This window comes from Moraxella lacunata, assembly GCF_002027545.1.
In the GTDB taxonomy this organism is placed as follows: Bacteria; Pseudomonadota; Gammaproteobacteria; order Pseudomonadales; family Moraxellaceae; genus Moraxella; species Moraxella lacunata.
In genome coordinates this window covers 1-12,396 of record NZ_MXAN01000052.1, presented here as the reverse complement: position 1 = coordinate 12,396, position 12,396 = coordinate 1, and the positions used below count along the sequence as shown (strand labels likewise).

General features: G+C 37.8%; 13 protein-coding genes and 1 tRNA gene. 2 read left to right on the top strand and 12 right to left on the bottom strand.

Annotated features, from left to right (window positions below):
• Positions 1 to 151: 151 nt before the first annotated feature.
• Positions 152 to 1,639, top strand: a complete 1,488-nt coding sequence (locus tag B5J94_RS07745) for a Ppx/GppA phosphatase family protein (protein ID WP_062500546.1) — start codon at positions 152 to 154, stop codon at positions 1,637 to 1,639.
• A gap of 122 nt (positions 1,640 to 1,761) precedes the next feature.
• Positions 1,762 to 1,837, top strand: a tRNA-Gly gene (locus tag B5J94_RS07740).
• A gap of 260 nt (positions 1,838 to 2,097) precedes the next feature.
• On the opposite strand, the gene B5J94_RS07735 is transcribed toward B5J94_RS07740, so the two are convergent.
• From B5J94_RS07735 to B5J94_RS07670, 12 genes are all read right to left on the bottom strand, one after another.
• A complete protein-coding gene (locus B5J94_RS07735; protein WP_062501116.1) occupies positions 2,098 to 2,637 on the bottom strand; it encodes a hypothetical protein in 540 nt (179 codons plus the stop codon).
• Positions 2,634 to 3,047 (bottom strand): polymorphic toxin type 44 domain-containing protein, encoded by a 414-nt coding sequence (locus tag B5J94_RS07730; protein WP_079364043.1) that lies wholly within the window; start codon positions 3,045 to 3,047, stop codon positions 2,634 to 2,636. The genes B5J94_RS07735 and B5J94_RS07730 overlap by 4 nt, the downstream gene beginning before the upstream one ends.
• 687 nt (positions 3,048 to 3,734) lie before the next feature.
• A complete protein-coding gene (locus B5J94_RS07720; RefSeq protein ID WP_062501121.1) occupies positions 3,735 to 4,295 on the bottom strand; it encodes a polymorphic toxin type 44 domain-containing protein in 561 nt (186 codons plus the stop codon).
• A 662-nt stretch (positions 4,296 to 4,957) separates the two neighbouring features.
• Positions 4,958 to 5,386, bottom strand: a complete 429-nt coding sequence (locus B5J94_RS07710) for a hypothetical protein (RefSeq protein ID WP_062501125.1) — start codon at positions 5,384 to 5,386, stop codon at positions 4,958 to 4,960.
• Entirely contained in the window at positions 5,379 to 6,152 is a 774-nt protein-coding gene (locus B5J94_RS07705; RefSeq protein WP_062501127.1) for a hypothetical protein, read from the bottom strand. The genes B5J94_RS07710 and B5J94_RS07705 overlap by 8 nt, the downstream gene beginning before the upstream one ends.
• Before the next feature lie 216 nt (positions 6,153 to 6,368).
• Entirely contained in the window at positions 6,369 to 6,884 is a 516-nt protein-coding gene (locus tag B5J94_RS07700) for a hypothetical protein (protein ID WP_079364042.1), read from the bottom strand.
• A 339-nt stretch (positions 6,885 to 7,223) separates the two neighbouring features.
• Positions 7,224 to 7,679, bottom strand: coding sequence for a hypothetical protein (locus B5J94_RS07695; RefSeq protein WP_079364041.1), 456 nt, complete (start codon positions 7,677 to 7,679; stop codon positions 7,224 to 7,226).
• 8 nt (positions 7,680 to 7,687) lie between these two features.
• Positions 7,688 to 8,662 (bottom strand): type VI secretion system baseplate subunit TssG, encoded by a 975-nt coding sequence (tssG, locus tag B5J94_RS07690; RefSeq protein ID WP_062500999.1) that lies wholly within the window; start codon positions 8,660 to 8,662, stop codon positions 7,688 to 7,690.
• A 2-nt stretch (positions 8,663 to 8,664) separates the two neighbouring features.
• Positions 8,665 to 10,494 carry a type VI secretion system baseplate subunit TssF gene (gene tssF, locus B5J94_RS07685; RefSeq protein ID WP_062500997.1) on the bottom strand — a complete coding sequence of 610 codons (1,830 nt, stop codon included), beginning with the start codon at positions 10,492 to 10,494 and terminating at the stop codon, positions 8,665 to 8,667.
• A gap of 16 nt (positions 10,495 to 10,510) precedes the next feature.
• Positions 10,511 to 10,966, bottom strand: coding sequence for a type VI secretion system baseplate subunit TssE (locus tag B5J94_RS07680; protein WP_062500995.1), 456 nt, complete (start codon positions 10,964 to 10,966; stop codon positions 10,511 to 10,513).
• 3 nt (positions 10,967 to 10,969) lie between these two features.
• Entirely contained in the window at positions 10,970 to 11,731 is a 762-nt protein-coding gene (locus B5J94_RS07675) for a type VI secretion system accessory protein TagJ (RefSeq protein ID WP_062500993.1), read from the bottom strand.
• 76 nt (positions 11,732 to 11,807) lie between these two features.
• Positions 11,808 to 12,293, bottom strand: a complete 486-nt coding sequence (locus B5J94_RS07670) for an Hcp family type VI secretion system effector (protein WP_062500990.1) — start codon at positions 12,291 to 12,293, stop codon at positions 11,808 to 11,810.
• Between the last annotated feature and the right edge of the window lie 103 nt (positions 12,294 to 12,396).

Sequence of the window (12,396 nt, the reverse complement as noted above, 5' to 3'; positions counted from 1 at the left end):
TTAGAGTTTTTTAAAAATATGTTAAAAGTATATTAAAAATGGGTGTGCAGATATTGGCAATGCCAAATTTTAAAAGCCTTTTAAATCTTTTAAAATAAATCTGACAAATTTATCACTTTTATCCACTTAGCCATACAGCCAAAGGACAGTTATGTCAAGTATCATCGATGATGAACTCTTATGTGCCATTGATTTGGGGTCAAACAGCTTTCACATGGCAATCGCCTATGTCAAAGATGGCGAGCTAAAAAAAATTGCGTCCATGTCCGAAAAAGTCCAACTGGGGGCAGGACTGGATGAGCAAGGTCATTTAAGTGCCGACGCCCAAGAGCGTGGGCTGGCTTGCTTGTCTCGCTTTATGGGTCGCTTGGATAATGTGGCAGGCGAGCGTCTGCGTGTGGTTGCGACCAACACCCTAAGGCAGGCGACCAACAGCGATGAGTTTATTGCCAAGGCAAATCAGATTTTGCCTTGCCCCATTGAAGTCATCTCAGGGCGTGAAGAAGCTCGCCTTATTTATTTGGGCGTGGCGAACACAAACCCTAGTGATGAACTTCGGTTTGTCATTGACATCGGTGGTGGTTCAACTGAGCTTATCATCGGGCAGGGTGGTCAGTCGCTCCTGACCGAGTCGGCACAGATGGGGGCGGTGAGCTTTACGCAGAAGTTTTTTAAAGATGGCGTGATAAATGATAAGGCCTTTGGGCATGCCATGCGTTCTGCCAAAAAAGAGATGGCTCAGCACATCAAGCGTTATCAGAAAATGGGCTTTGAGCGAGTGATTGGCTCATCAGGGACGATTAAGGCGGTGCTTGGGGCATTAACAGGACTTGGGCTTATCAAACATGGACTGATTACCAAAGGGGCGGTATTGGCTCTAAAACAGCATTTGATGGATGCTGGGCATATTGAACATATTGACTTACAAGGAGTTAAGGCTCATCGTAAGGCGATTTTCCCTGCTGGCGTGGCGATACTGTTGGCGGTGATGGAGGCCTTTGGGGTCAAGGCGATGAGCTACTCTGATGGGGCTCTTCGTGAAGGGGTTATGTATGACATGCTCTCACGCTTTGATAGCAATGACGCCCGTGATGGTGGGGTGATGAAGCTCATTGATAAGTTTAATGTAGACAAAAAACAAGCCAAACGGGTCGCCAAGACTGCCCGTCTGCTTTTTGATGTCGCCCAAGAGCCACTGGGGTTAAACCAAAACGACCACGACCTGCTCAGACGCTCGGCACTCCTGCATGAGATTGGCATGAGTATCGGACATAGTAGCTATCATCGCCATAGTGCGTATATCTTGGAGTTTGGCGAGATAGCAGGGTTTTCGCAGATGGAGCAGACCAGATTGGCGGGCATGGTACGTTATCATCGCCGAAAAATCACCGCAAACGACCATAAGGCGTTGATAAGTATCAGTACTGACAGAATGACCAAGCTGGCACTGCTGTTGCGTTTGGCGGTGGCGATTCACCACACTCGCACCGACATCCAAAAATCCAACATCAAATTCACCCTGCACAGTCCGACGCACTGGGTGCTGGACATGCAAAAAGAGAAGCTGTTCACAGGGCTTGTTGATGAGATTGATAACTTTCTGTCGTGGGGCGTGACTTTGGATGTGCTAAGTCGTTGATTTATTTTTAAAAATTTATAACGGCTAAATTTTTTTTGAATTTTTTTAAAAATTTTTAAAAAAGTGCTTGACGTCTGCCAAAAATGCTATATAATACGCACCCATACAGCAAACGCTGACATGCGGGAATAGCTCAGTTGGTAGAGCACAACCTTGCCAAGGTTGGGGTCGCGAGTTCGAATCTCGTTTCCCGCTCCAAATTTTAAAAAGTTCAAATCGAAAGGTTTGGGCTTTTTTGTTGTTTGAGACTTAAGGAATATAGGGGAGTGAATTTTGATTGAAGATGGTTATTACAGAGTTGCTCAGTTTGTCTATATGAGCTATGACTGTTTTGTATTAGAGTTCTTGCGAAATTCAAAAATTTTGGCTTGCAAACCTTGATTTTATTTGATTTAGAATTTTGACAAGCTCAATAAAATCGTAATTTCGCAAGAGGTCTATTATACTAAATATCACACCTAAATATCATAAAGATTAAAATTCTCATAGTTATACATCGGCTTTTTGCAAAACCGCTTATAGGTTGGTGTTACCACAGTTTTATCAGGATAAACTTCTATTTTAAAAGAGCAGGAAGGTTTTTGATGATTTTCTATTGGTTTTGTAGAAAAATTTACATGAAAACGTTCATAAATATTATTGTTAGTTAAATCTTTTCCGCCATATCTTGTTTCAATAGAAACGTAAACCTGATTTTGTTCATGGCGATACTTTGGATTTAAGAAAGATTTTGATTTTCCATTCCTTTTTATGTCATAATAATATTTAAAACTTTTATACTCATCCTCATCTTCAAAATCAAAACTATCTTCATTTTTATGTTTGTATTGAAAATTTGAGAAAGAAATTTGTTTGCCTGTTTTATTGTGTATTTCAAATGCCGTATCGTAAAAAAATATAGATAATTTTACGTATAAATACATTGTTATGATGCAAAATATAAAAAAAGAAGTTTTTTTATATTTCTGTATTAATTTTACTAAATTTAATTTTTTCATTTTTTAATCCTATTTGGGTTGCTTGGATTGTTGCACCAATGGATTTGTTTTGATTCTGGCATTTTACTGATATCTGTGTCATGCAAAATCTTCAATATATCTTCAGGGGTTAATTTGTCAGCAAATTTACCACGTTTTTTATAAAGCTCAAAGCCAATTTTCATTGCAGTATTGTCATCTAGAGTATCTGCTCTTGGCAATCTTCTTTCTTTGAATGCAGATATAATATCACTCCCAGCTTGTTGCACCCAAGATCCTGACAGTAAGGCCTGCTCGGAAAACCCAACACTAAGCCCAACATAGCCATAGTGAATGTTTGACCATACGTCATAGAAATAATCGTAATTCTTATATTTATGGTAATGACTTTCAGAGGGTGTACCTTTTTGAGTTGGTCTATGTACAGTAATTTTGCTATTTTTGTTAAACCTATTATCTCACACAAGTTGCCACTTATGATCCCAAGGTTTTTTAGTGTTAACCATTTCCGTCCATAATGACACAGCAGTGCCACCTCTGCGACTATTGACGGGATAGCGAATTGCACCTCCTCCATGTTGTTGGGTGATTTTAATTTTGAGTAGCATAAAGATTAAAATTCTCATGATAATACATCGGTTTGATGCAAAATTTCTTATTGGTTGGCGTCACAATGGTTTTGCGATTTGGGTAGACATCTATTTTGTAACCGCAGTGAGGTTTCTGATGTCTAGTGACAGGAAGTTGATTAAAACTAACACCAATCAAATCATTAATGTTCTCATTGGTTATGTATTGGCTATGATATCGTAGATTCAAGCTTACAACTAATGGAGATTGACTAAACCAATATTTTCTATATAATTTAACAGTAGCTGAGTCATTGCGTTCAATGGCGTAATAAGTCTTGTAGCTTTTATATTCAAATTCTGTAAAGTCATGGTCATAATTACGGTGTATTATCTCGTAATTATTGTAAGCAATGGGATATGGTGTATGATTAATAATCTTGAATTCTGTATCAAAAAAATTTATTAATATTTTCATGGATATCAAAGCCAGTATCAAAATCAAAAATCTATACTTCTTGTATTTCTTAATATTATGATTCGCAATTTTCATTTTTTACATCTCTGAGCAGTCTTGTCATGACAAATATGAGTTTTTTTAGATGTTGGAAACTTAGATTGGGGTGTTTTATCTAATATATCTAATACATCTTGTGGTTTTAATTTCTCAGCATATTTTCCAAATTTTTTATGCAATTCAAAGCTAATTTTCATTGTAGTAATATCATCTGGCGTACCTGTCTTCAGAAATGATTGAAAAAATTGTTGAGTATTTGAACCTAAAAGTAGAGTGTTTTCATCAAACCCTACACTAAGACCGACATAGCCATAATGAATGTTTGACCATACGTCATAAAAATAGTCAAAATCTCTATACTTATGGTAGTGACTTGTTAAGCACCTGCCAGTTAAATCACTTACACGATGAACAGCGACAGCTTTCAATTCTGATTTGTTGCTGATTTTAGGTTTGTGATCCCAGTCTTTTTTATCCCCAACTTTTTCTGTCCACAATGTTAAGGCATTTATATAATTCATTTCATTAACATCTACTTGACCCACATATAAAGGTTCGCTCTCTATTAAATAACGAATTTTTTGAGCAACCAAGGATTTTACGTTTCTCTTAATCTCACCGACAATGTATTTCGCTACTTCTATCGCTCCATCTTGATTGTGAGGACAGATTGCTGTTTGTTTATTGTGATTGGGGTTTTGTGCATTGGGGGCGGTGGTGGTTTTGTATTTGCGTTCATAAATACGGTTTTTTATTCATGGTGTCAAAAGTTTAACATCACTTGTATGTTAAATAAATTTAGGTATTAATCAGGAACATCACAACCGCCAGATTGTAAATAGTTATCGGAGTAAAAAGCAAAATACTCACAATAGACAGTTTCATTAGGATGGGTATTGAATGGATAAAGTCTAGTATCAAACAGCAAAAAATCAAAAGTATTTAAAAAGACCAAAAACAAAGATATAAAAAATATGATTTTAAATCTTTTTAATAACAATAACTTTACTTTTTTATTTAAAATCAATAGTAAATAAATAAAAGGAGTTAAAACCATAAGGTTTAATAAAAATCCAAGATAATAAAATTCAAAAAAATTCACTATGGACTTGGAGCACCAACTCTAAATAAAAGTATAAATAGACGAACCATCAAGTACACTAACCCAATAAAAATTGGTAATAATCCAAGCAGCTATAAGAATGGCGTGTAATAAAATTTTAATATTAATCATCAATTCTAAATCCTTGTATTTCTAATTGGGAACATCACAACCCCCAGATTGTAAATAGTTATCAGAAAAATAATTAAAATACTCACAATAGACAGTTTCATTAATATGGGGGTTAAATGGATAAAATCTAACATCAAAAATAATAAAGTCTCCATTGTATAAAACCACAAGAAAACAAAGAGAAAAAAGTATTATTTTAAATCTTTTTAATAAAAATAATTTTACTTTTTTATTTAAAATCAACAATAAATAAACAACAGGAGTTAAGACCATCAGGTTTAACAAAAATCCAAGATAATAAAAATCAAAAAAATTAGATATTGATTTAGAGCACCAAACCCAAATAAATTCATATACAGAACGAGTATGAAGTACACTAACCCAATAAAAACTGGTAATAATCCAAATGGATATAAGAATGGCGTGTGATAAAATTTTAATATTAATCATCAATTCTAAATCCTATACCAGAAGTTTGGGTATTGTCTTTATGAAGAGCCGCTCTAACTTTCCATTTTTTATTTAAATATAAAAACACAGAATCACTGCCATCACAAGCAAAGGCGTTAATACAGCCCTCACCTTCAAATAAGTTTCTAAATTTATAATAGCTCATTTTTGCGGTTTTATCTTCTTCCAAAAATATAACCACATGACCGTTGGACTTAATGCCAAAACCAGCTTTTCCCGATCTTGAAGCTAGATTTAAATCGTGAAACTTCTTAGAGCTTCTTTGCAACAGATATTTTTTATGCTCTGGTTTAGGCTCTCCATATAATACAACATCTTTTAAATCACTTTTGGTATACACATTTTTTTCTCCATAAAGTAGCTTATTGATAATCAAGGGACATAATCCCCCTATCCCTGTATGATGCTGTGTTGTTGGGTCTCCTTCTTTTACTATCCATTGATAATCAAGGGTTTGAGAGACACTCCAAAGACCAGATGAAGGCATACCATAAACCTCATCATTGGCAAGAATAGACAGCCCTTGATTGGCATTTGTACCAATGTTATAGCCATACCATTGCCCATTAATGCACGCATCAAAATCCCCCATTTTTTCTGAAGATGCTCGGTGAACCGTGCTACTAAAAGGGTCGGGTAAATATATGCCATATTGCACAATGGGTGTCATTCTAACCTTTTTTCCTTTTAAAATCACTTTATGTACGCCCGTCTCTTTAAAAAATACATAGTCAATTTTGCTCATCAGACAGAATCCTTAAAATTTAATTGAGACTCAGAAATTTTTTGATAAAACTCTGCAAGTTCTGCCTGCTCCCAATTTAAGGTATGAATATGCTCCAAAACAATCAAATATCTATTTAACCCATTCATAAGTATCACATTGGCATTATCCTGACCAAATCTTGCAATAGACTTCTTTCCAAACCCTGATTTTTGTAGATTTTTAAAAACTTCAACCCTAATACTTACAAGGGTTTATTTTTAGTTTGGAAAGAGATTTAATATAGTCTTTCTTTAATTGATTTAGATTCTCAAATTGCTGGGATAACGAATCCAAGGTATCAGCCATGCTTCCAACAATCGTTAACTCATTTTCAATCTGATAATCAATACCATCTATAGTTATTGTCTTTGAGTTTGCAATATTCTTTGGTGGTATGTAATAAATTTTATTATCAAGTGACAGCCAAAATTCTTGGATTTTAATGTTGTCAATAAATAATTCCCCGCATTCAGAAAATCCACCCTGTTTTTCAATACAACCCAAAATACCTAAACTGGCTGTTAGTTGGTTTGGTGTCAATTTTACTTTTTCCAGTTCTGATAAATCGGGTTTTAATAAGATGTTTGGTAGTCTAAATGACACTTTTTCTCCACTCATCATCACCTTCTCATTGCTCTTGACTTGGAAGGTTTTTGGGGTGGTGATGAAGATGCCGTGTTCGTTGATGAGTAGTTTAGAGCCTGCTACCATAGATGGTCTCCTTTGGGATTTAACTTAGTAGGTGTTTGGAATGTGTTCAAAATAATAGCCAGTAGATGCACCAAAGTATACATGAAAATCCATACTGCTGTCACCAAGAGCGTGGGTTTTTTTGAAAATAGGTTTAATGAGTCTTAGGTAATGCGATATGCAAGACAACTCATCAACAAACTCCTTGACAGGCTTTATGCTTTTTTGGAGCTGTTGTAATTCTAGGAGTATGTTTGTTGGGTCTGCGTGTTTGGCGCTGAGTATGCTTATGCTGTTATCCTCGAATCTCTCTATGCTATCGGTGTGTATGCTATATACACTCTACAAAATGAAAAAGTACTACGGTTCCCGTTCGTGGTGAGCCTGTCGAACCATAACGGAAACCGACCCTTCGACAAGTTTAGGGCGAACGGTTTCCGTAGTAAAATTCAATTTTATTAGCTGTAGTCTAGGTCCTGTGTCTAGCAGTAATGAGCAGTATATTGTGGTTAGCTGAATTTGCTCCACCAATGCTGGAGAGTTTTTAAAATGTGCCAAATAAACATCACTAACCTTGGCAAGCTGTCGTCTTAACTTATGAAGCTCCTGGTTGCTTGCTATGGTATCAAAGACCATGTCTGACAGTTGGCTAATGCCATTGGCGGTACGGACATTTTGATGGCTGTCCAGTGTCAGTTTAGGCAGTCTCTTGTGAGAATGTGGCTTTATACGACCGTCATCAGTGATGTAGAAACTTGATGTGTCACTGACGACCACGATGCTGTCTTTGGCTTGTATGGCGATGATAAAAGTCATAGTACGCCCTAATCAATATCTATGATGATATGGGGGTTTTCTCTGGGTTGCCCAAGCCAACTGTTACGCCCTAGTGGGTGCGAAGTGTCTAGGCGACTGGGGTGGATGTCGTCTTTATCGACAATGATTTTGATGTCAAATTGATGGCTGTGTTTGGTGTATCGGACGACCCATCTGATGAGTTTATCAAATAGATGCCCTCCTTTTAAAAAGTCCAAATATTTGGCAGTGCTCACAGGCCCGATGATGACTCGAAATTTTTGAGTGGCATCAAAATAATGTGTACCAATCAAAAGTTCTGAACCTAAAGGTTCTAAAAGTTGAGAAGAAAGGGTGGTGGTGTGTGCTTCGGCAGGAATCCATTCGCCAATATTCTCTTCAATCTGTATGGGAACATCAAAATAGCCACGCAATATTTCCACAAGGTTGTGTGTAGGCATATTTTGGTTTAGTAATAAACTAGAATAGTAAAACTGGCTGTATTTTAACAGTCCCTCCATGCCTTCATCAGCCAAAGGCTGGTTGCCAACAAAGCCAGCGATGTGCTCACTAAATAGAGGGTTGCTCTTATTATCAAGCATGACCGCAGGTTCTGAGCTAAGCCACGCTTTATAAAATAGGCTGATTAGACGATGATGAAAGATGTCTAAAAAATCATTAAAGGTATGATCTTTTTCGTGTAAATTCTTCTCATAAATCGTCTCGGATAGGTGCAAGGGTAGGGCACCGTTTGTCCCTAGCATGCCAAAGCCTTTTATCTTGACTTTGAGAAATTTACCTTCTGTGGCAATTTGATGCACTTGTTTTTCTTGAAATGACAGTTTGGCAAGTTGTCCAAAGCGCAACTTATGCTCTCCAAGCTGTGTTTCATCACCGATGTTTTTGGTAAGTTTGGCGTGTAGTTGTAGGTATCTAAGTAGAGCAAACAGTTGCATGTCATCGGTGTTTAAAGGCGGTGTTGGGATGGATGGATTAGGCGACATGTTTACTCCAAAGAACTTAATGTGGCAATAATTTCACTTTTTTTATTGCGTAATGTTAGTTTGGTAAAATGATTGATGGGCGAATACCCTTTTAGATGACTGAGCAAAACACAGCCCCAAATATAAGGATGGGCATGACTCATGACTGCCTCATCTATGATGATTTCAAAATGTAAGCCATTTAAGGGGATGAGCTTGCGATTGCGTTTGTGGCTTTCGTGAGTTTTGCAGGCTGTAATACTAATGATTGCATCAATCTGTGCTTTAAAAGATTGATTTTTTGACATTTCATGAATGGTCAGCAGACTGTCTTTGATATGGTTGGTTAGTGATTCTACATTATTCAAATCATCAATGATGAAATTAGAGGCGATTAGATTCATCAGTCGCCACTGGGCGACAGTGTGAGAGGGTGAGTCCAGAGGTTCGGTGAAACGACACTGCCTGACGATTTTGGTAATCTTGAATCGGTCATCGAGCTGCAAATCTTCATCAAGCGTCCAGCTGATGTCTCTGACCAGACTTCGGTTGCTACACCAAGCCTCAACCGATAGTTGATTTAGGTCGTGCTGAGTGATGTGCTGATATTGATTGGTGATGGTAACATAGCATTCATTACCCTTGTAGGAGTTGTTCGTAGAGGCTAGTTGGTTTGAGCGATAGGTGTCAGTATAAAAGCCAACATCTTGGGTGTTCTCCAAGGTGTGATAACCATCAACTTTGTAGATGGGTTCAAAAGATTTTATTTTGGTATTGACTGAATTAAATCCTTCCATGGATTTTATGGAGATAATTTCAAAATCTTTGGCTCTGATTTTGTCCATGACGATGTGTTGTTCGTTGGTATTTTGGTTGATGACAAAACGTGTTTTTTTGATAAAATGATTGCTAATAATCATGCTGTTTAGGTCTAGACAATCATGGGTGAGATATTTGTCGATATTATCAGAAAAGTCACTTAAGCCAAACGATAAAGTAAACTCCACCATGTCATCAGAGGAGGTTTTTTTATGTCGTTTTAGGCAATCTGTTATGATAGCCTGTAAATCGTTTATGGTAAAGAACAAGGTCTTTTCAGGCAGTATGCTGTATTCCACCACATCTTTTAAATGGCTGATTTTTCTATCATTGGATATGTCAAGATTAAAATCCATGCCGGTAAGCTTAATTTTGGGGGAGTAGATGCTTTTATGGTCTTTTTGACTGATACTAAGAGAAGTGGCTTTGGTTGATAGGTGATATAATAGCTCTGTGGCGGTATAATGGTCGGTATTTTTGATGTAAAAATGAATACAAGAAAAGTCAATGTCCTTAATGGACAGTGTTTTTGGAAAGCTAAAAATGATGTCTAATCTGGCTTTTTGGCGTTCTTGGGAGAGGTGATTGTTTTTAAAGGTCTTGATGTAATTGACTTTTTGGATGTGAAAAGGAGTGATTTGTAGCGGATGACAGGTGGAAAAGTTGCAGGTAGCTGTATTCTTTTTTTTGGCATGCGTGAATACGGAGCTCTGAGCAGGAATGATAAAGGGAGTGTTCTCATTGGTGTAACAAGAGACGATGGCACAGCTGGGTATGACCTTATTAAAACTTGGTTGGATGACTTGAAAGATGTGTTCTAGAAATTTGGGGTATTGCTCATCGATTTTTAGATTGATGCGAGCAGTTAAGAAGCTCACTGCTTCAATCAATCTTTCAACATAAGGGTCTTCTATCTCTGGTGCTAATAACCCAAGATGTCCTGCCACGGCAGGATGCTCTTTGGCAAATTCTTTACTGGCTTCACGAAAATTTTTTAGTTCTTGATGGTATTTTTCCAAAAAGTTGCGGTTCATGACATGCTCCTAGATATTATGTTGGGTTAAAACTGCCTGTTTCTAAGTCTAGTTTGGTGGTTAATACAAATCGCTCGGGATGTGGGCTTGAGCGTATTAGTCCTGTGATTTGTATGCTTACTTGATTGTGTAGGATGTCATCGGCGTGCTTTGTTAGGCATTTTACCTCCAAGCTTTCTGGCAGTATCCGACTTTCAAAGGCTCTGATGGATGCGGTGATGTTGCTCTCTACATCAAGCCAGTTAATCTCTGAGGCTCTTTTACCTGATAAGGGGTGTATGCCATAATTCATGACGCAGTGATAGGTTTCGTTTTGGCTAAAATAGGCGTGGTTGTCTGTGTAGTAACTTGCGGTATTTAATAAAGAGAGCAAATCCCGAATCACAAACTCTCTTAACTGACTGTGAGAGATGCTAGCACCAGAGGTGTACTGCATGAGCCTGTCATAGATACTTGCGGTATTGTTTGCCATTAGTTACCCTCTTGTGATGACATCAATATCAAGCAGGGGGATATCCACATCGCCTGATGTCAATGTCTTCTGACCGTTTGCCCATGATAATTTAGACATTTGTTCCCATTGGGTGCGTTTGTTTTGTTTGATGTCTTCTGATACCTCGGTTAAAATAGGATATCTGGCAGGTATAAAGGCTGAGATTTCCTGTTGGTTTTGCAGGGTTATTTTGGCACGTCGCCACAAAATATCTGTTAGTACTTCGTGTCGCCAAAAATGAATGGATTGGATGTTATTGGCGGGTAACCAGTAGTAATGAGCATCCACAAATATCTCAAAGACACTAGACAATCTAAAATCACTGTCAATCCATGAATCTTGATAACTCTGTTCGTCATACGTGGTGACGGTCGCCCAAAAGTCGCACTCATCAATGAGCTGCCTGAAAATATCCACCATATTATCGTTACCGCCATAGAAGGCTTGTAATAACAGGGTCTGATTGTTAGGAAAAGCTGTATCAGGGTAAGCAAGCGGTGCTTTGGTGTTTTTAAACACTTCGTCTCGCTGTATCTCGCAAAGAATGTTTTGTTTGAGTAGGGATTTGACGTGTGGGTCGTTATGGATTTTTAGAAAATTATCGGTGGTGTTCAAGGCTTTTTGCCAATCCGCCTCTAGGCAATAACATTGAATGAGTGCCAGTCTGGCATTTAGGTTCATGGGATCTTTTTTAAGCTGGCTAATGAGTGTCTCTATATGGTGAGTGATGTTATCAATAATCATAAGGTGACCTATACTGATATAAAAACACAACCTAATATTAATATAAGGTTGTGTTTTAAAAAGGTGAAATGGCTGATTAGCCGATGGCTTTGTTTTGTTTGATGTCGTAACCCATTTGAGTTTCGGCACCACGACCGCCACGCTCGGTTTGTTCCCAGTATTGGTTTTTGATTTTGACGGCTTGGAATGAGTAATTCACATAAAGAACTTCATTGTCCTTGGAACCGACGAACTCAACGCCAGTTACCATGACGTCTTCTAGTGTGATTCTAGAGTACTCAATCTGTTCGCCACCTGCCTTGCAAACTGAGATTTCCACTTTGGGGATGTGCCGACCAATGGCACTGTGTTTGAGAACGGTAGGAGCTGCCTTATCAATAGCGGCTGTTACTTTTAGGTCTTGGAAGTTGACTTTGCCTGCACCACCACCACCACCTGTGGTTAGAGTGGCAGGCTGACTGGCACCCCATGTAAAGTTATGAACGTCAATCCAATCCTTGTGTCCTGCATCCTTGGATTCGCCATTCACACCATCGATTTTTAAGAAAATATCTATAGCCATAATGTGCGCCTTTATAAAAGAAAATGTGAGGTTGATTAACTCATCAATGGGAGATACGCTACTTTATAAATAATATCATATCTCATTAGACCCCTTTCCAAAC

Bases quoted from the DNA above. Each gene is read 5' to 3' on its own strand.
- B5J94_RS07745 (WP_062500546.1), top strand. From the start codon at position 152: ATGTCAAGTATCATCGATGATGAACTCTTATGTGCCATTGATTTGGGG.
- B5J94_RS07735 (WP_062501116.1), bottom strand. From the start codon at position 2,637: ATGAAAAAATTAAATTTAGTAAAATTAATACAGAAATATAAAAAAACT.
- B5J94_RS07710 (WP_062501125.1), bottom strand. From the start codon at position 5,386: ATGATTAATATTAAAATTTTATCACACGCCATTCTTATATCCATTTGG.
- B5J94_RS07705 (WP_062501127.1), bottom strand. From the start codon at position 6,152: ATGAGCAAAATTGACTATGTATTTTTTAAAGAGACGGGCGTACATAAA.
- B5J94_RS07700 (WP_079364042.1), bottom strand. From the start codon at position 6,884: ATGGTAGCAGGCTCTAAACTACTCATCAACGAACACGGCATCTTCATC.
- B5J94_RS07695 (WP_079364041.1), bottom strand. From the start codon at position 7,679: ATGACTTTTATCATCGCCATACAAGCCAAAGACAGCATCGTGGTCGTC.
- tssG (WP_062500999.1), bottom strand. From the start codon at position 8,662: ATGTCGCCTAATCCATCCATCCCAACACCGCCTTTAAACACCGATGAC.
- tssF (WP_062500997.1), bottom strand. From the start codon at position 10,494: ATGAACCGCAACTTTTTGGAAAAATACCATCAAGAACTAAAAAATTTT.
- B5J94_RS07680 (WP_062500995.1), bottom strand. From the start codon at position 10,966: ATGGCAAACAATACCGCAAGTATCTATGACAGGCTCATGCAGTACACC.
- B5J94_RS07675 (WP_062500993.1), bottom strand. From the start codon at position 11,731: ATGATTATTGATAACATCACTCACCATATAGAGACACTCATTAGCCAG.
- B5J94_RS07670 (WP_062500990.1), bottom strand. From the start codon at position 12,293: ATGGCTATAGATATTTTCTTAAAAATCGATGGTGTGAATGGCGAATCC.